We start from the raw sequence: 18,361 nt of genomic DNA, 5'->3' as shown, positions 1-18,361 counted from the left end.
TGGAAAGGGTTGCAGGTAACGGTTCGGGGCTTTGCGAAGTGGCGGAAAATCGAAGCGGAAAGTTTCGATTTAGACGGAACGTAGCAAAAGCCAATTTCTATTTGCTAAATTATGAAAAAAAGCCAATAAAATTGGCTTTTGCGGATTAAAATGCACAAACTTTCAATTTAGACGTAACCCCGCCATTTTGCAAAACCCTTGTTGAACTAAACCTTCGGTAGCTTTACCATTCGCATAAATTAGTTACTTTGTAAAGTTAATTAAAAAATCAATAGAATGGCAACAAAAAAAAGAGTGTAGAAGAGCTTAGAGAAAACAAAATCATCAATCAGGCAAAGCGCGAAGTTCCGGGATTTGCGGAGCTTTTGCAAAGGTTTGAACGTACGGTTTCGGTGTTGGGAAGAAGCCAAAGTACCTTTCAAAATTACTCCAGACACGTCGCTGCGGTGTCGCTACATTTCGGGAAAATTCCTACAGAATTGGATCCCGAGCAAATTCACGATTACCTTTTTTATCTACAGAAAAAATCTAAATCTCCATCACAATCGTATTTTAAACACACCGTTTACGGACTTCGGTTTCTGCTAAAATCGGAAGGTTTAAGTTATGATTTTTTGAGTCTTCCGGAAATTAAAAAAGAGAAAAAACTGCCTGTAGTGCTTAGTAAACAGGAGGTTTGGCAGATGTTGTCCGGCTGTAAACTTTTAAAACATAAAATCTTAATCGGCATTCTTTACGGCTGCGGATTGCGATGTATGGAAGTTCGAAATCTCCGTTTATGCGACTTAGATTTTGACAGAAAACAGTTGAAAGTGGTTCAGGGAAAAGGCAAAAAAGACCGTTATTTGCCACTTTCCGATCATTTGATTCGGGGACTCAAAAAGTATATCGAAGCTGAAAAACCGGAAGATTATCTCTTTGGAATGCCACGAGAAGGAAGAGCTGGCGGAGAGTTTGATTCCCGTTACTCCCAGCGCGGCGTTCAGTGGGCGGTAAAACAGGCATCAAAAACGGCAAACATCCTGAAAGAAGTAAGCGTTCATACGCTTCGTCACAGTTTTGCGACGCATCTTCTGGAAGATGGGATGGATATTTTGAGCATCAAAAATCTTCTCGGTCACGAAAGTATTGATACGACGCTGGTTTATCTTCAAATTGCCCAGCTTTCAACCCAAAAACTCTTTTCACCGCTCGATACCCTTTTTTCAGAATTTGGGAAGAAATGAGCGGTTTTAAAACCTCAAAAAAACAGTCAGTTCAACCTCAATCTCAACCTCAATACGAAGTCGCCGATGTTTTAAATATTTTAGGTTCAAAATTGGAAAATTTAGAACTTAATTCTTGGCAGTTAAGAACTTTATTTGCCTTAAAAAAGTGCAGAACTTCGGCTTTGGGCGGTCATATCGATGCTTGTGATGAATGTGGAAATGTAAGCATCAGTTACAACTCCTGCCGAAACCGTCACTGCCCAAAATGTCAGGGAAAAAAACGAGAACAATGGATTGAGAATCGGGAAACCGAACTGCTTCCGGTACCTTATTTCCACGTGGTTTTTACGCTTCCGGATGTATTGAACAAAACCGCACTTCACGAGCCCAAGATGTTGTATGATATTTTATTTGAATCGGCTTGGGAAACGCTTCAAACGTTTGGCAAAAACAAAAATCTCCAAATGGGAATGATTGCTGTTTTGCACACTTGGGGACAGAATCTGAGCCTTCATCCACATTTGCACTGCATTGTTCCGGGCGGTGGTGTGGATGAAAGCGGAGCTTGGAAAAACATCAGAAGTGACGGTAAATTTTTGTTTTCTGTAAAGGCTTTGAGCAAAGTTTTCAGGGCTAAATTTTGTGAGAAATTAAAAGATAAAAACCTTAAAGAATATACCAAAATCAGGCAAAATCTGTGGGAAAAACCTTGGGTGGTTTACGCCAAAAAGCCTTTTGGAAGCCCAAAATCTGTGGTAGAATATTTAGGTCGTTATTCCCACAAAATCGCCATCAGCAACCAGAGAATCAGGAAAATTGACGCGGAAACGGTAACTTTTTCTTACAAAGATTACCGCCAAAAAGGCATCAAAAAGCAGATGGTTTTAAGCCATGAAGAGTTTATCCGCCGTTTTAGCTTGCATGTTTTACCGAAACGATTTGTTCGCATACGGCACTACGGAATTTTAAGCAGCAGTTGGAAACGTGGCAAACTACAGCAGTTACAAGAAGAATTACACGTTGCGCGAGCATTAGTAGAGCCTAAAACACAACATCGAAAATGTTATTGTTGTAAAGTGGGGAATCTGGTTACGTTGCACGTTTTTGGACAAAGAGGTCCGCCAGAAAAGTATCTTATCGGAAACAAACTTGCTTCTGTGAATTAACTTTTACGGGTAAGGGAATTTGTGCTTCATTGCATCCAAAAATCGCATAAAACAACAGAAAATGCACAAGTACAACCACAAAAAAAGCAGTAATTGTAAAATTACTGCTGGTATATCTTAAAGCTACACTTCGAAAACTCCATAATACATAAAGCTACTCCGGTTTAACTCATAAGTGTTATTTTTTTTAGTATTCGTTGAATATTCATTTCGTTCAACGGGCTTTCATCTCTAGCCCTCCGGGCAAGACGAAAGCTTAGTTATTGGTGGCAGTTTTAATTAGAAATAATAACTCTTGAATTTCTTTTTTCTCTCATTTCCAGCATTTTATTGTTTAAAATTTCATCTAATTCTTTTTGAGTTATTATTTTTCTATTATCTTTTAAAGGTTTTATTTTGATGTTTTTATTATATTTCATATCTTCTAAGATAACTTCTTGATTGCCATTAAAATTAATTTTAACAATTAATCCTTTAAGACCTAAAAGTCCAAATGGTAATACATTCTTTGGGTAACTGTCATCATATAAAACTTCAATTGTATATTCTCTATCCTTTGTTACCCCTTTTTCTATTTTTGTAAACTTAGCTTTTTTACATATACGTTCCTCCATACAAGAAATGTTGTCTGCAATAATATCCCAAGTAAAATCATTTTCATCAATTTTAATTACGTAATCTCTTTTACTATTCAAAACAATATTTTTTTTGTAATCATAAAAAAAATCTCCTTGAGATTTTATAAATACTTCTGTTAAATCGACGCTAGTACCTTGAGAATTATTTAGTTTAGACTCGGCTTTAAAAGTTCCTATTGAATCATTTTGTTCAAGTATATATGTAATTGAATCGTCAAATTTTACATAAATTCCTTTTTTATTTAAAGCTGTAATTTTTTCAGAGTCATAAGCATTATAAAATTTATATATAAATGTATTTGCTATTTCTTGAGCAGATAGATTATAAGTAAATAGTAATAATAATAAAATTTTAATTGTTTTCATACTTAAATTATAATTAATATTTATTTTGATCCTTTAATAATTAAAGGATCAAAATAAAAAAATAATGATTATCTATTCATATTGTTAAATGTACAAATATTATACATAGCGTCTCCAAGTTCAATTAACTCATTTGAAGATAATCCTAAGTTAGCCTCTTCAAATACTTCAATTGTTAAAGCTCTTTTTGCTTCACAATCTTCTTTTTGAACAATAGTTTTAGATTCTTCAATCTTTGATACTTCAATCTTTTCACTTGAAGCAAAAGTAAATGTTCCTATTAGCATAAAACCTAATGTGAAAACTAATCTTTTCATGTAATTTTTTGTTTTAAATTAATTAATCTGCTACCTGCAGTAGGTTGGAATTAGTTCCCTTATTGGTAATCATTTATCTAATCAATTTGTTTACAAAATACGATTTAATCTCTTTCGTAGTGAGTGACTTTATTTGAGAACTTTGAAAAATATGTTCTACAAAACTATTTTAATAAATCGTAAATCTTGGACGTCATGCTGTTAAAACTTGCCACTAACGTTTCGGGGCTTTGCGAGGTTGCGGACTAAAGAAACCCAAACTTCGGTTAAGCTCTGAACCCCAAAGATATGCAAAAACTTAAAACTTAGCACTTAACCCGCAATCTTGCAAAACCCTTGTTGTGTGAAGCCATACTTTTTTAGTTTCCTAATTCTAACTGATTTTTTACTAAATTATAATAGTCAGCTTTGTTTTTTACTAATTCGTGATGATTTCCTTTTTCGACAACTTCTCCGTTTTTTAATACAATTATTTGGTCTGCGTTTTTTACGGTTGAAAGTCTGTGTGCTATAATTAAAACTGTTTTTCCTTTGAAAAATTCCTGTAAATTATCGTGAATTATCTTTTCGTTATCAGCATCTAAAGCACTTGTTGCCTCATCAAAAAAGATGTAATGAGGATTTTTATAGACTGCTCTTGCTATTAAAATTCTTTGTTTTTGTCCTCCCGAAATTCCATTTCCAGAAGCTCCTATTTTGGTGTTAAATCCTAAAGGAATATTATTTATAAAATCTTCAATATTAGCAATTTGAATGGATTTTTTCAGCCTTTCCTTATCAATAATTTCATCTCCTGTTGCTATATTTCTTTCTATTGTACCAGAAAAAATATATCCGTCTTGCATAACAACGCCACAATTTTCACGAATATTTTTAGGAGAAAGGCTTAAAATATTTTCTTCATCAAAAAAAATCTGTCCTTTTGTGGGGTCATAAAATCGTAAGAGTAACTTCATTAAAGTAGTTTTTCCACTTCCACTTGCTCCAACAATAGCCGTTATTTTTCCGTTTGGAATTGTAAGGTTAATGTCTTTAAGAACATAAGGAGATTTTGGTCCTTCATATTGAAAAGAAACATTTTTAAATCTTATGCCTAACTCTTTGGTTTTTAGATTAGTTAAATTTGATTGTTCTTCACTTTCTTGATTTTGAACTTCGTTTAAGCGTTCTAAACTTAATTTTGCGTCCTGTAAAGAACGAAAGAAACCAACTAATTGATTTACAGGAGAGTTCATTTGTCCGATAATGTAGGAAATTGCCAATAGTTCTCCTAAAGTCATACTTTCTTTAACAACTAAAGTAGCAGCTAAAAATGTTACTAATATATTTTTAGTTTGATTGATAAACTCAAAACCCGAAGATTGGAGTTGGTCAATTTTTAGAATACGAATATTAAGCTTGAATAATTTGTGCTGAATTTTTTCCCATTCATTACGTTTTAAATCTTCGTATTGATTGAGCTTCATTTCAGTAACTCCATTCAGCATTTCGTATATGGATTCTTGGTTTTCACTTCGATGTTGAAAACGAAAATAATCTAATATTCTCCGTTTTTTTAACCAATAAAAAGACCAAAGAACTGAAATAATAGTCAAAACCAAATAAACCGATAATATTTTGTAATCGTAGTATAAAAGAACTCCAAAAAACACAGAAAATGTAATTATAGAGAAAAAAGTGGTAAGGCTTTGAGAGGTTAAAAAATCTTCTATTCGTTCGTTATCCTGAATACGTTGTTGAAAATCTCCCATTATTTTGGTGTCGAAAAACTTAATCGGGAGTTTGAGCATTTTTTTTAGAAAATCGGAAATAATATTGATACTTAACTTTGTTCCTACATAAAGCATTAACCAATTTCGGATAATTTCAAAAGTAAGCACTCCAAGAAAAACACCTAATTGAGCTAATAAAATAAGCGATATTACGTTTAGGTTTTTAGAGTTAATTCCTTTATCTATAAGGTTTTGAGTAAGAAAAGGAAAAATAAGATTAAGTAAACTTCCCAAAAGCAACAAAACAAACATTGTGCTTATTTGCTTTTTGAAAGGAGATAAATGCTTAAAAAGATGTTTTACAGATAATTTTTCTTCTTTTTTTGGAGTTTGCCTATAAAATTCTTCTGTTGGATTCAGAAAAAGAGCAACCCCTTTTTTATTATCTGCTATCCAAGATTTAGCAAAATTTTCTTCGTTTAGTTTAATAAATCCGTGAGCGGGGTCGGCTATGTGAAAATAATAATTTTGATTGAAAAGACCTATAGTAATTTTTTTTAAAACCACAAAGTGATTTTGATTCCAATGTAAAATACAAGGAAGAGAATCTTTTTCTGTGATTAGTTTTTCAACACTTAATTTTGCGGTTAAGGTTTCAAAACCAATCTTTTTAGAAGCCTCACTTATTCCCAATAAAGAAACTCCATCCTTTGTTAAAAAAGAATTTTCTCTTAAATATTGTAATGAATAATTTTTACCATATTTACTTGTAATCATTGCCAAGCAGGCAGGACCACAATCCATTTGGTCGTGTTGAGGGATAAACTTCATTGATTATAAATTCATACATTCTATAAAATGTTCTTTTACAACTTCTTTTTTCTTCTCTATATCAAAGTCATAAACGCAGTAATCTTCTCCATTATTTTCAAAAGCAACTTGTGAGCAACCTGAACCACATAAAGGTAGAATAGGACAGGTTTGGCACGGTTTATTATTTAATTTAGCCATAAGTCGAGTGCTATTTTTTTCAAACCAATCAATTGTTCCATCTTCTTGTAAGACACCTTCTCTATTGTTTTTTGTAAAGTCCCGAGCGGTACATTTAAAAGCGTCTCCGTTATAGTTAATTACCACCTCATTAGTTTTGTCAGCATAACAAGAATTTCTAATATTATCTCGTGTATTTCCTGAAACAAAAAAGTTATTATCTCTGAAAGTTTTCTTTATTGCTTTTAATTTCTCTGACATTTCTAAATTTCCTTTTTCTTTTGTTTGCCATACCTGATGGAAACTAATCTCTAACCATTCTCTGTCATCATTACTAATATCACTAATGTCTTCAATAACATTTAAAACGGTGTTTAATGTTTCGTTTGTGAAATTAATTCTTAAAGTTGTGCTTATATTATTTTTGCAAAGTAATTTAACATTGTTAATGATTTCATCATAAGAACCTCTTTTTTCATTCACATTTCTTACGGTATTATGTAAATCACGATGACCGTCTAAAGTAATTTGATTATGAGTTATGTTGTATTTGATAAAATTGTCAATCATTTTTTGATTTATCAGATAACCATTTGTAGTTATATCTGACTCAAATCCAATATTTTTTTCAATAGTTTTATGATTTGCATATTCCAATATTGGAATCATTACTTTATCAAAATACAGCAAAGGTTCTCCTCCAAACCAACTCAAATACAAGTTTTTTGTTTTTTCTTTAGAAGTAACATTGTCAATAAGTTTATAGACTTTGTTAATTATGTCTTCAGACATTTTTGAACTTTTAATGTGGTTTTCATAACAATACCAACATTTGAAATTACAGTTCATTGTTGGGTTTATGATAATGTTAAAAAAGCTTTCATCTTGGTCTGTATTTATTATTATTTCCCTTATTTCGGCATATTCATCTTTTTCTTTATCTACAATGAAACCATTTTGAAGTAATGCATTAAAATAATCTGGGTGTATTTCTTGAAGCCCTATTGGGTTACTTTCATTTATAGCAGCTTGAAGTAAATCATAAAGTGCATATTCTAATAGCATAAATTTATCATTTACGGAATTATACGCTAACATTTTTCTTTCAAAAGGAAGAAATAAATTATACATACTAAATCTCATAATAAGTTATATTTTTGATTACTAAAATTAAAGGAAGACCTGTTGTAAATTAGGTCTTCCTTTCTTATTGTAAAAACATTAGAATTAAGAAAGACCTATTGAGGTGTTGGAACAACCTGAACAGTCCTTTCCTCTGTTTTTGTTTTTACAGCGACAATTATTAGTGCAATTGTTTGTTGCATCTTCTAAACTTAAATCGTTAGAAGAAAAAACAGCAAATCCACCTTTTAATTGCCCTTGAGCATTTTCATTCAGAACCTCAATACTTTTTGATAATTCTAAAAAGGTTTTTGACTTTCCCATAATTTAAATGAGTTAAAGTTAAAAAATGAATCAAGTTTAAAGACATTATTCCTAATCGGTCTATCCTTGCAAGAATATTTTAATTAGTTCTATTAAATTCCTCACTATTTTTAGTTTCACGGTTTTCTCTGTTAAATTGCTTGCCAAAGCTGTATGTCACAGATAATCTAAAAAATCGTTCGTCATAATAATTTCTAAAGGAATTTTTTATGTCATTAGAATAGGTTGTGTAAATAGGTCTATTAGAACTGAAAACATCATTAGCATAAAGAGAAATCACTAGTTTTTTTTCGAGAAATAAGGCTCTTAAAGAAGCGTTTAATTGATTATAAGATGAATTATAGTCTAAATTATCTACTCCTTTGGTCGTATAACTGTAAGAAAGGTTTAGCATAAAGGTTTTTTCTTTATTCAAGATTAAATCATTGCTAACAGAAAAGAACCCATTCCAACCTTTTAAATAATTTAATGTTACAGGTATTTTAGAATCTGTACTACTATAATAGACATCTCCAAAGAAATTAATGTTCAACCAGTTATATGGTTTTAGGATTACGGTCTGATTAAACCCTAATGTTTTGTTTATTAAAAAATTAAGAGGTGTAATTTGTTGAATATTGGTTTCTACATCTAAAATAGCTGTCTGCTCAAATCCGTCATTAGTATGTGAAAAATACAATGTACTGATATAATTATCTTTAAAAATATACTCAAATTCTACATTATCAGTAAAGGAAGGTTGTAAATAAGGATTGCCATCTGAATAAGAATAAGGAGAATTTATCCACCTAAAAGGATTTAGAAGATTATAGTTGGGTCTATTTATACGTTTGTTATAGTTTAATGAAAACGAATGGTTATCATTCGGAATGAATGAGAGATAAGCAGTTGGAAATAACTTTGTATAGCTTGTTTCATTCTCCTGATTTAATGTTACAGAGTTTCCTTTTAGCTGTGTGTTTTCTAAACGTAATCCGATTTTTGCTTCCCATTTTTCAGTAATTTCTTTTTGTGCTGAAAAATAGATAGCTTGTGTATTTTCTTCGTATTTAAACTGATTACTTTGAGAGGTATCGAAAATAGGTAGACCGCTTGTTAAATCATAATATTCAAAATTATTATCTGTGTTTATATAGGATAAGCGACCACCATAATTCAAATTAGCCCAATCAAAAGGGTGTTCCATATCAAGATTAAAAGAATAATTAGAAATTTTTTGTATTCCTTTGTTGTCGGCTGAACTATAAGAATTATTTATTAGTGTAAAATCATTATAGAAGTTGTTTGTTTGAAAAATTCGTTTTGAATTTAGTTTAAAGTCAAAAAAATCAAAATCAAAAGACAATTTTCTTCCTATTGTGTCTATATCATATATAAAATGGTAGTTGAAATTATTGGAAATTCTTCTTCGCTCATTTCTTGCGTTGGTTACAATAAGTGAATCTATGTTATTTGTTTCAGGATTTAGCAAAGTACTTATTACATTGTCTCTTATTTCAGGTGTATTATCTGAATAATTGTAAATAAATCCTGTGGATATTTTGTCTGATATTTTATAGTCCAATCCTAATCTTGCAGAAAAAGATTTAGAAAAATCTCTTCGCTTATTTTGCTCTTTCCAAGTGATGTTGGGATAATCAATCGTATTACTCTCAAAAGGAGCATTTGAACCGTTAATATAATTTACGTTTGATGATAATGTGATTTTATTTTTCTTAAAATTAAACCCTGCTCCGCCTAACCCTGTTGCATAGGTAGCCTGTTGATAAACAGACCTTATTGTTGTATTCCAAGCATCTTGTCTTAATTTTTTTGTAACGATATTGATAATTCCACTATTTCCTTCTGCACTATATTTTGCAGGTGGATTTGTTATTACCTCAATACTTTTTATTTCATCAGATTTTAATGTTCTTAAATAATTTGCTAAATCACTTCCTGAAAGATAAGTCATTCTATCATCAATCATTACAGCCATTCCACTTTTGCCAATCATTGAAATTTGGTCATTCTGAACCTTAATTCGTGGAGTTATTTTTAAAATATCCAAAACATCTCCTCCTGTAGCCGCTACTGAATTTTCTACATTGAAGACTAATCGGTCAATTTTTTTTTCGATGAGTTTCTTCTCTTTCGAGATAATAATTTCTTGTAATGTTATAGAATTTTCAACTTTGATAATTCCTAAATCTACTTTATTGTTTAGTTCAATTTCTTGGGTAAAAAGCGGATTTCCCAAATATGAAATGTCAAGTAAATAATTTCCTTGCTTTTCTTCGATATCAAATTTTCCGTTTTCATCAGAAAATTCGGTTTTTAATAAAATGCTATCTTTTGTTTGCAGATTTATTGTCGCAAATTCAACAGGGTTATTTTCAGAATCAAGAATCTGTCCTGTTATTTTGTTTTGTGAAAACAAAAATAAAGGGAAAAGAAAAGCAAATAAAAGCAGAATATTTCTCAACATTTATTAATAAGTTTCTTATGAAATTTCAAATTTAACCTACAATAAACATATAATCCAAGTAGTAAAACTTCTAAATTATACCAAAAACTACTAAAATGCTTTTTAGAGTTTTTAATTCTCTAATAGATGGTTGGGAATATCAATATTATTTTGAGCAAGAAGTTGGAGTAATTCTTCATTTTTTAATTTATGAATATCACTGCAAGAATTTGATATAGCACATAAATCATCAGGGTTTAAATCAAGAATTTTTGCTAATTTAAGGAGAATGTCGTTTTTTAGTGTGGTTTTACCATTTTCAATGTTAGAATACGCTTTTTGGGTTATTTCCAATTTTTCAGCCATATATTCTTGCGATAAATTTTTTTCTCGTCTAACTTTTCGTAGTGTTTCCAAACATTTTCTTTTCATTTTCTTTCTTTTTTAGCGGTTCGTCTTTCAATGGTTTCACACAACATTGTTTTTTCACGAAACTGATCTAGCTTTTGTTTCGTAAAAAATCACCTATATCTGCATTTCGTAAAATTAGAAGCAAATATAATTATTTTTTTGTAAATAAGATACTTATAAAAACAATATTCATGTATCACGAAATAATTTAATGTAGAATGTAATAATGAATGTATGGATAGCGAAACAAAGTATTCTTGCATCATTTTATTTTTACAATTTCAATTTCCTCCCACTTTTGTTCGTGTTTTCTTCGACCGTTCTTCGACGAGAATGCCGTTTTTCCGAAGATTCGTCGAACAATGGTCGAACAATGGTCGAACAAGACCAAAATTGACCAAAAATTCAACTTCTCTCTAGCTCTTATAAATAGGAGGTTAGCGAGGTTTTTATTTTGTCATATTACTAGTATTGTGTAAAAAGCAACTGGACAGAAGTGGACAAATGCGGGCAGAGCAGGGCAAATGCGGGCACAAAATTGTGTTTTTGTAAATGGTGTTGTTTCTGTTGCTAACTTTATGAATATTAACAATAAAAACTTGCAATTATGGCAGAAATTAAAAAAGGAATCCTTGGTGGATTCTCAGGAAAAGTAGGAACTGTAGTAGGCGTTAATTGGCGCGGCAAAGACATTATCCGTAGTTTGCCAAAAAAATCTAAAAGCCAACCTACTGATTTGCAATTGATGCAACAAATCAAATTTAAGAAAATTATTGGTTTTTTGCAACCAATTCGTCTTATTCTTAATTTATATTTTGGGAATAGAGTCGGGCTAAAATCGCGCTACAACATCGCGACTTCTTATATGCTGAACAATGCATTGGAAATGGAGAATGGTTTACCTGTTATTGTATTAGAGCGTGTATTGGTGTCGAAAGGCGATTTGGTTGGCTTTTTACAACCTACGATAGAGACGGCAGGTGGGGATAGTTTCCAAATGAATTGGGAAGATAATTCTGGGCAAGGCAATGCGCAACCTTCGGATTTTGTGAATCTTGTTTGTTATTGCGAGGAACTAAATTCGTTCGAAGTGTTTCAGAATGTTGTAACTCGTGATTCTATGATTATAGATGTTACTTTACCAACGTATTACAATGGCAAAAAAGTGAATTTTTGGGCGTTTCTGAATAGTGAAACAAAGGCTATGGCGAGTACCAGTATTTATCTTGGCGAGTATATGGTTGTGTAAAGGTAGTAGTGAGGTAGTAGTAAAATGAAGTTCGTTGATTGGAGTGATTTTTCGGTACAATACTTTGTTTAACGGCGTAGAAGAGTGAAGAAGAATCGTATCGAAAATAGAATTTTATAGATGTTGTTCAAATTTATTTTGACCACATAGAAACATAGTTTTAGTTGTGATGGCTTGTAAAAATTAGTTGAAAATACGAATAGGTAGACTACTAATTGGAAAGCAAAATCATTTGGTTCTATGTTTCTATGTGGTATTTTTTTTGCAAAGTGAATATGTGTTTTTTTTTCATCTTTATGTTTGGTGTAAAATTCTGGGAGAACCTTGCTTGTATTTATGGTTTTAATCCTAAAACTGTTCAACGATACATTGGTTTATTGTCGAACATAATCGATTTGAGTACTCTACAAAAAGTAGGGTGATAGCTAGATTTCGTGTAAAGGAATATTGTTTGTTTGGTAAATATTTGGTTATTAAGTATTTATTTTATAAATTAGTACATCTTAACATCAACTAAATATATGAAAAATGATTTATTTTTACAAAACGATGGAGAGGCATTAAAGGATATGAAGCTCCTGCTGATAGAATTCCAAAAAACTTTTCTACTATTAGAAGAAAATCAGAAATTCTATGATAACGCAGACCTAAAAAGTTTGCTTAACGTGAGTGACAAAACGTTGTATAGGATGAGGAAAACGAATAAGATTCCTTATATAAAATTTGGAAATAAATTTTATTATCCAAAACAGTTCTTTAACCAAATGGCTCTTTGATAAGAGCTTTTTTTGTGGGGTATTGTGAGTGGTTGAGATTTTGTATATTGGAATGTTGTTGAATGAAATATAGAAATGACAACTTTTTTGTAAAACAGGTTTTGTTTATTCTTGTAAAGAAATATTGTTAAGTTTAATTTTGTAAAATGACCCTGACTGATAGTATTGGAAAAATTATAACCGAAATAAAATATTGTTATAACCCAGAAAATAAATATGGATTACAGGAGTTTGAGTCTTTTATAAAAATTGATAATGATAAACTAATTCAAATTCCTTACTTTCCAACAGAAGAATGGAATGAAAGTGAAACTTTAAAAAAGTTTGAATTAGCAAGGAAAGTTGAATCTAAACCAATAGAATTAATTTTAAATTTAAAAATCATTAATTATCATTTTAAATATTTCGAAAATGAACTTGATGAAATGGAGAAAGCAATAATTGAGCTTGAAAATGGACTATATATTACTGAGAAAAATGGACCATTTGGATTAACTGATGTTGATTTGCATAGTATGCATACAATAGAATTTCTAAAATTAAAGGAAAATATTGAATCAGAATTTGAAATAAAACCTTTAATAATTCAATAATAATATCACTATAGCTAATATTTATTAATAAAAGCTGTTATAGTTTTTAAATAGAAAAAAATATAATAATACTCAAAAAGCTTCTAAATCTTTAGTGATTTAGAAGCTTTTATTGGTTTTATAGCATTGGTATTCAGGATTGAATTGAGGGTGATTTTAACCTCTAAAATGTCCTACCCATTCTTTGAATTTACCAAATTGTTCTAATAGAAAAGATTCTTTTTCTTCTTCCTCTTGAGGAGAATCTAATCCAATAGGTAAAATATGTTCAAAATATGTTCCTTTTAAAACTTTATTCAATAAACCTTCACCCATAAATGGTTTATCATCGTTCAACGTTTTAGTTGCTTTTAATAAATGACGAATGTCGTATTGTAATGGATTAATGTCTGGAACTTGTTTATTTAAATTAAGTAATTCATAAACTGCAATACGTGCGGTACGAACAGAACTTTCCATTGTGAAAACTACATCGTTATTGGTTTCTACAAATTGACCTACTAAACCTAGATTCTTACAATCATCTGGAACTACTTGTGGGCGGTCTCCTTTTGCTCTAGGCATAAACATAGATGTGATGTAAGGCATATAAGCAGAACGAGTGATTGTATTCTCAATAACGTCATCTATTTGGTCTTCAATTCCTAAATGATAACATAATTCTGTTAGGATTTCGTTTCCTGTACAAGTAGGCATTGTTTTCTTGATGTAGTTTCCTTCTTTATCCATAAATAATGCATAAACCCAAAGAACTAAAATATCATCTGGTTGTGTAGGAAAATGTGGTTGACGATTACACGTAAAACTCATTAACCAATTAGAATCTGTAATGGTAATAATTCCACCTGTAACAGTTTGACCTGAATATGGATCATTAACAGAATATTCTTTTAGTTTTTCTACTAATGCAGAAGGTTTACAAGTTAAAGTAACAGATTCCCATGAAGATTTTTCAATATTCCCACAAAATTTTTCTGGACGACCAAAAACAGGAGATTTAGCAGAAAGGTTTTTCCATAGTTTCCATCCTGCACTTTGACCACTAGTATTATTATCTATCGCTAAAACTGGTGCCGTTGTATTATCTCCATACGCAGTATCTTCAGTCATAGAACCAGTAGTTACAATAACATAATCATTTGGTGTAACAGGAATAATTACATCTTGTCCATCTTGTTCTGTTATAATTCCTTTGACTACTTTTCCTTCTGTATTAATTAATAAATCTAAATCTTTAACCAGTGTATTTAACTGAATTTTTACTCCTTTTTCTTTTAACCATTTACCTAATGGCGTAACAAAAGTGTCGTATTGATTGTATTTAGGAAATACCAATGAAGAAAGATCATTTAAACCATCAATCGCATGTAAAAAGCGATGCATATATAATTTGAATTCTAGTAAACTATGCCAATTCTCAAAGGCAAACATTGTACGCCAAAATGTCCAGAAATTACTTTCTAAGAATGATTGATTAAAATAATCTTCAATTGTTATATCATCCAACTCTTCTTTTTTCTTTAACAAAAGTTTGATAATAGCTAATTGATCTTTCTTATTCAAACCAAATTTACTAAAGTCTTTTACTTTCCCTTTTTCATGAATTAAACGTGCAATAGAATAATTAGAATCATTATCATTTACTAATCTATATTCGTCTAAAACACTATAAGGTTCTGGTAACTCTAATGCAGGAATGTCTTGGAAAATATCCCATAAATTCTCGTAGGTACAATCCATTTCTCGACCTCCTCGAATTATGTAACCATCTTTTGCATTTCCAGCTCCATCTAACGAACCTCCTTCTACCTGAAGTTGTTCTATAAATGTGATATTCTCTGGAGTGAAATGTCCGTCTCTAATAAAATAATAGGCAGTAGCTAAACCTGCAATACCACTTCCCACAATATATACCTTACTGTCCTTATAAGATTTTGTAGGAATTCCTTTATTGCGTTGGTAATTTCCTATTTGATCAGAGAAGGGATAAGATTTTTCTGGAGTGTTTCTTGGTGTTTCTTTACTTGCATCTGGTTGATGATCAATATTTCCGTAGATAGTAGAATGATTTAAAACGTTGTCAAATTTTGAAGTAACTTTATCCATAATTATTTATTTTAAGATTCTAGAATAAAATTACGCTTTATTACTTTTCTAAAGTATCCCGAAATTCGTCATTTGTATCCCAAATTTCTTTTTTTATATATGTTGTTGTTTTCTATATTGTTGAGGAGAAATTGAAGTGTATTTTTTAAAAAACCGACCAAAAGATGAAGAAGAGTTGAAACCTAGATCTAATGCTATTTGGACAATTGTTTTCTCTGAGTAGCCAAGCAAAACATACGCTTCTTTTAATAAATACTCGTCAATAATAACATGTGGAGTTTTCTTAGTTGCTTTTTTTACAAGGTGAATCAAATATTTATTTGTAATAAACAATTGATCTGCATAAAACTGTACGTCTTTGTGAGCGATAACATTTTCTTGAACAAGTTGTGTAAACTTACAAAATAGAGTGTTGATTTCGCGGGAATAATTTTTATTTTCTTTTGAATATTGTTCAGCAATTATAGAGGCAGATTCAAGAAGTAAAGTAAAAATAATCGATCGAATAATATCTTCTAAGAACAAAACATTTCTTTCTCGTTGTTCTTGAAGATAATTGATTAACATTAAAAGATGATTCGCATCTTTTTTATTTGCCTTACAAACTGTAAAGTTTTGATGTGTAAACAAATTAAGTTTATCAATAAAGAAAGGATTAGAAATGTTTTTAAGGAGAAAGTTTTTCTCAAAAAACAACAATTTCATTCTAAAATTAGAGTTAGTATCTAGAATTTTCAAAACAGTAGAAGGAGCAGAAATCAAGAATTCGTTTTGAGTAATAAAATATTTCTGAGAATCTATCTCAACTTCTATCGAGCCAGATAAACAAATACAAAATGCATAAAAGTCGATTCGAAATGATCTTTCAGGAAAAGCAAAAATTGGATTTCCTGATGAGATATAATATAGTTTATTACAATTTACGCCATAAAAAGACAAGGTCTCTTTTAGGTTTTCATAGTTTTTCATGCTTGAAAATAATAGTTGGTCAGATTGTTTTTTAGGGTAGTAGAATTGATATAGCAAAAATAAGAATTATTTAGTAAGTAATTAAATACAATAAGGTATTTTAACTGTATTCTAATGTAAAAGTTATTTTCATATCAACTAAGTAGTTCTTAAATAAGAAATTTCATGAATATAATCAATGAAATATCGGCTAACAATGTTGAATGATGTAGTAATTTTTTGTAACAAGTAATACTTTTGGATTGTGTAGTTTGTTTCGGTTAAGATAAATTACCTTTGCAAAAAATCCGTTATGTTTTCTGCCATTAATAAAAAATTAAATTCAGATCCCGTTTATAATCTCCATTTTATTTTAATGTGTTTGAGTTCGTTGTTGTTTTCAGCGAGTTTTAATATGATGATTCCCGAGCTACCTGCTTATTTAAGCAGCATGGGAGGAGCAGAATACAAAGGATTTATTATTGCATTATTTACCTTGACAGCGGGAATTTCGAGACCTTTTAGTGGAAAATTAACCGATAAAGTGGGGCGGGTACCTATTATGGCAGTCGGTTCTATTGTCTGTTTTGTGTGCGGAATTTTATATCCTGTTTTAACAACCGTTTCAGGTTTTTTATTTTTGAGATTGGTACACGGCTTTTCGACAGGTTTCAAACCCACTGCAACAGCAGCTTATATTGCAGATATTATTCCGCGCGAACGTTGGGGCGAAGCATTGGGCTTGCACGGAATTTGTTTCAGTATCGGAATGGCAATTGGACCTGCATTGGGAAGTACAATTACATTATATACATCGATTAATGTGATGTTTTTTACGTCTTCGTTTTTTGCATTATTATCGATATTGATTTTATTCAATATGAAAGAGACCTTGCAAAATAAACAAAAATTTTCGTTCGGATTATTAAAGATTTCGAAGCAAGATGTTTTTGCAAAAGAAGCTTTGCCAGCGGCATTGATTACGTTTCTTTCGTATGTTGCTTATGGTTCTATATTGACATTAATTCCAGATTGGACCGAACATTTAGGTTTTCAAAATAAAGGGGTTTTCTTTATGTTATTTACAATATCATCTATGATGGTTCGTTTCTTTGCAGGTAAGATATCTGACCAAAAAGGGCGTGTGTTGGTGATAAAATTAGGCTTAGTTTTATTGATTATTGCATTGGTATTTTTGGCTTCTATTGATGCAAAAATAGGGTTGATTTTAGGAGGTTTGATGTATGGCATTTCAACCGGAATTCTTTCACCTGCACTAAATGCTTGGACAATAGATTTTAGTAAACCTGATGAACGTGGAAAGGCGATGGCAACAATGTATATTGCGATGGAAGCGGGGATAGGACTTGGAGCATTGTGTGCGGGTTGGTATTTTCAGGATTATTTGGATCGCATTCCGATGGTGATTTATGTTTCGGCATTTATCTGTCTTTTGGGAACCATTTACATGCTGAGATTTAAGAATAAGCCTCAAACAATTTAATTGAAAGAAATGAAAGCAGAATTATATCAATTTATAGCACAACAAATCGAAGATAAAATAACGTATTTGAATGGTTTGATTGACGATTTACGTGCTTCAAACAACGATACTAAAAGTAGTATGGGTGATAAGTATGAAACGTCGCGCGAAATGATGCAACAGGAAATTACTCGAATTCAAAATCAATTGAATGAAGTTTTAATTCAGCAAGACGTGTTTTCTAAAATAAAAATTGTGGAGAACAAAACCATTGGTTTAGGTAGTTATGTTGAAACTACGATGGGAAATTTCTGTATGGCGTGTAGTTTTGGGGAAATTATTTTCGAGAATAAAAAGATATTTGTCCTATCAACTCAAACTCCTTTGGCTAGAATCTTGGTTGGGAAATCGGAACAAGATTCGTTCGAAATGAATGGAAAAGTTTTTGTAATTAGTAAAATTAATTAAGATAAAAAAGGACGTAGTTGCGGTACGTCCTTTCTAAT

The 18,361-nt window shown here is 30.9% G+C and carries 16 protein-coding genes; 7 read left to right on the top strand and 9 right to left on the bottom strand.

From position 1 onward, the window contains the following. Positions 1–365 precede the first annotated feature (365 nt). Both B4J88_RS07450 and B4J88_RS07445 read left to right on the top strand, forming a co-directional pair. Positions 366–1,226: a tyrosine-type recombinase/integrase gene (locus B4J88_RS07450; RefSeq protein ID WP_291067095.1), complete on the top strand. Its 861-nt coding sequence runs from the start codon at positions 366–368 to the stop codon at positions 1,224–1,226. Further along, positions 1,223–2,374 carry an IS91 family transposase gene (locus B4J88_RS07445; protein ID WP_291067093.1) on the top strand — a complete coding sequence of 384 codons (1,152 nt, stop codon included), beginning with the start codon at positions 1,223–1,225 and terminating at the stop codon, positions 2,372–2,374. The genes B4J88_RS07450 and B4J88_RS07445 overlap by 4 nt, the downstream gene beginning before the upstream one ends. A 275-nt stretch (positions 2,375–2,649) precedes the next feature. Here B4J88_RS07445 and B4J88_RS07440 read toward each other — a convergent pair whose 3' ends face one another. The 7 genes from B4J88_RS07440 to B4J88_RS07410 form a co-directional block, all read right to left on the bottom strand. After that, positions 2,650–3,378, bottom strand: a complete 729-nt coding sequence (locus tag B4J88_RS07440; protein WP_286496922.1) for a hypothetical protein — start codon at positions 3,376–3,378, stop codon at positions 2,650–2,652. Between the two features lie 68 nt (positions 3,379–3,446). Next, positions 3,447–3,695 carry a hypothetical protein gene (locus B4J88_RS07435; RefSeq protein WP_284584294.1) on the bottom strand — a complete coding sequence of 83 codons (249 nt, stop codon included), beginning with the start codon at positions 3,693–3,695 and terminating at the stop codon, positions 3,447–3,449. A gap of 359 nt (positions 3,696–4,054) precedes the next feature. Continuing rightward, positions 4,055–6,238: a peptidase domain-containing ABC transporter gene (locus B4J88_RS07430; protein WP_291067090.1), complete on the bottom strand. Its 2,184-nt coding sequence runs from the start codon at positions 6,236–6,238 to the stop codon at positions 4,055–4,057. 3 nt (positions 6,239–6,241) lie between these two features. After that, on the bottom strand, positions 6,242–7,540 hold the full coding sequence (locus B4J88_RS07425; RefSeq protein WP_291067088.1) for a radical SAM/SPASM domain-containing protein: 1,299 nt from the start codon (positions 7,538–7,540) through the stop codon (positions 6,242–6,244). 84 nt (positions 7,541–7,624) lie between these two features. Further along, entirely contained in the window at positions 7,625–7,843 is a 219-nt protein-coding gene (locus tag B4J88_RS07420) for a hypothetical protein (RefSeq protein ID WP_291067086.1), read from the bottom strand. Between the two features lie 79 nt (positions 7,844–7,922). Then, positions 7,923–10,310 (bottom strand): outer membrane beta-barrel family protein, encoded by a 2,388-nt coding sequence (locus tag B4J88_RS07415; protein WP_291067084.1) that lies wholly within the window; start codon positions 10,308–10,310, stop codon positions 7,923–7,925. Between the two features lie 111 nt (positions 10,311–10,421). Further along, a complete protein-coding gene (locus B4J88_RS07410) occupies positions 10,422–10,721 on the bottom strand; it encodes a helix-turn-helix transcriptional regulator (protein ID WP_291067082.1) in 300 nt (99 codons plus the stop codon). 586 nt (positions 10,722–11,307) lie between these two features. Here B4J88_RS07410 and B4J88_RS07405 point away from each other — a divergent pair. From B4J88_RS07405 to B4J88_RS07395, 3 genes are all read left to right on the top strand, one after another. After that, complete coding sequence (locus B4J88_RS07405) at positions 11,308–11,949, top strand: DUF6266 family protein (RefSeq protein WP_115001161.1); 642 nt, start codon at positions 11,308–11,310, stop codon at positions 11,947–11,949. Positions 11,950–12,470: 521 nt separating this feature from the next. Continuing rightward, on the top strand, positions 12,471–12,725 hold the full coding sequence (locus B4J88_RS07400; protein WP_312067372.1) for a helix-turn-helix domain-containing protein: 255 nt from the start codon (positions 12,471–12,473) through the stop codon (positions 12,723–12,725). A 146-nt stretch (positions 12,726–12,871) separates the two neighbouring features. Next, positions 12,872–13,318: a hypothetical protein gene (locus B4J88_RS07395; RefSeq protein ID WP_280050123.1), complete on the top strand. Its 447-nt coding sequence runs from the start codon at positions 12,872–12,874 to the stop codon at positions 13,316–13,318. Between the two features lie 156 nt (positions 13,319–13,474). Here B4J88_RS07395 and B4J88_RS07390 read toward each other — a convergent pair whose 3' ends face one another. After that, positions 13,475–15,424, bottom strand: a complete 1,950-nt coding sequence (locus tag B4J88_RS07390) for an oleate hydratase (protein WP_291067080.1) — start codon at positions 15,422–15,424, stop codon at positions 13,475–13,477. Between the two features lie 93 nt (positions 15,425–15,517). Then, positions 15,518–16,393, bottom strand: coding sequence for a helix-turn-helix domain-containing protein (locus B4J88_RS07385; protein WP_125349232.1), 876 nt, complete (start codon positions 16,391–16,393; stop codon positions 15,518–15,520). 292 nt (positions 16,394–16,685) lie between these two features. Here B4J88_RS07385 and B4J88_RS07380 point away from each other — a divergent pair, with 292 nt between their 5' ends. Both B4J88_RS07380 and B4J88_RS07375 read left to right on the top strand, forming a co-directional pair. Then, positions 16,686–17,876 (top strand): MFS transporter, encoded by a 1,191-nt coding sequence (locus B4J88_RS07380; protein ID WP_291067078.1) that lies wholly within the window; start codon positions 16,686–16,688, stop codon positions 17,874–17,876. Positions 17,877–17,885: 9 nt separating this feature from the next. Then, positions 17,886–18,323, top strand: coding sequence for a hypothetical protein (locus tag B4J88_RS07375; RefSeq protein WP_115002102.1), 438 nt, complete (start codon positions 17,886–17,888; stop codon positions 18,321–18,323). Positions 18,324–18,361: the final 38 nt, after the last annotated feature.

This window comes from Empedobacter sp. UBA5036, from assembly GCF_002415215.1.
Classification (GTDB): Bacteria; Bacteroidota; Bacteroidia; order Flavobacteriales; family Weeksellaceae; genus Empedobacter; species Empedobacter falsenii_B.
Note: the sequence above shows the minus strand (reverse complement) of the source record. Positions and strands in the feature narration are given on the sequence as shown.

What these genes read in the sequence shown, in the direction of transcription:
- B4J88_RS07445 (WP_291067093.1), top strand. Translation starts at nt 1,223, where the DNA reads ATGAGCGGTTTTAAAACCTCAAAAAAACAGTCAGTTCAACCTCAATCT.
- B4J88_RS07440 (WP_286496922.1), bottom strand. Translation starts at nt 3,378, where the DNA reads ATGAAAACAATTAAAATTTTATTATTATTACTATTTACTTATAATCTA.
- B4J88_RS07435 (WP_284584294.1), bottom strand. Translation starts at nt 3,695, where the DNA reads ATGAAAAGATTAGTTTTCACATTAGGTTTTATGCTAATAGGAACATTT.
- B4J88_RS07430 (WP_291067090.1), bottom strand. Translation starts at nt 6,238, where the DNA reads ATGAAGTTTATCCCTCAACACGACCAAATGGATTGTGGTCCTGCCTGC.
- B4J88_RS07425 (WP_291067088.1), bottom strand. Translation starts at nt 7,540, where the DNA reads ATGAGATTTAGTATGTATAATTTATTTCTTCCTTTTGAAAGAAAAATG.
- B4J88_RS07420 (WP_291067086.1), bottom strand. Translation starts at nt 7,843, where the DNA reads ATGGGAAAGTCAAAAACCTTTTTAGAATTATCAAAAAGTATTGAGGTT.
- B4J88_RS07415 (WP_291067084.1), bottom strand. Translation starts at nt 10,310, where the DNA reads ATGTTGAGAAATATTCTGCTTTTATTTGCTTTTCTTTTCCCTTTATTT.
- B4J88_RS07410 (WP_291067082.1), bottom strand. Translation starts at nt 10,721, where the DNA reads ATGAAAAGAAAATGTTTGGAAACACTACGAAAAGTTAGACGAGAAAAA.
- B4J88_RS07405 (WP_115001161.1), top strand. Translation starts at nt 11,308, where the DNA reads ATGGCAGAAATTAAAAAAGGAATCCTTGGTGGATTCTCAGGAAAAGTA.
- B4J88_RS07400 (WP_312067372.1), top strand. Translation starts at nt 12,471, where the DNA reads ATGAAAAATGATTTATTTTTACAAAACGATGGAGAGGCATTAAAGGAT.
- B4J88_RS07395 (WP_280050123.1), top strand. Translation starts at nt 12,872, where the DNA reads ATGACCCTGACTGATAGTATTGGAAAAATTATAACCGAAATAAAATAT.
- B4J88_RS07390 (WP_291067080.1), bottom strand. Translation starts at nt 15,424, where the DNA reads ATGGATAAAGTTACTTCAAAATTTGACAACGTTTTAAATCATTCTACT.
- B4J88_RS07385 (WP_125349232.1), bottom strand. Translation starts at nt 16,393, where the DNA reads ATGAAAAACTATGAAAACCTAAAAGAGACCTTGTCTTTTTATGGCGTA.
- B4J88_RS07380 (WP_291067078.1), top strand. Translation starts at nt 16,686, where the DNA reads ATGTTTTCTGCCATTAATAAAAAATTAAATTCAGATCCCGTTTATAAT.
- B4J88_RS07375 (WP_115002102.1), top strand. Translation starts at nt 17,886, where the DNA reads ATGAAAGCAGAATTATATCAATTTATAGCACAACAAATCGAAGATAAA.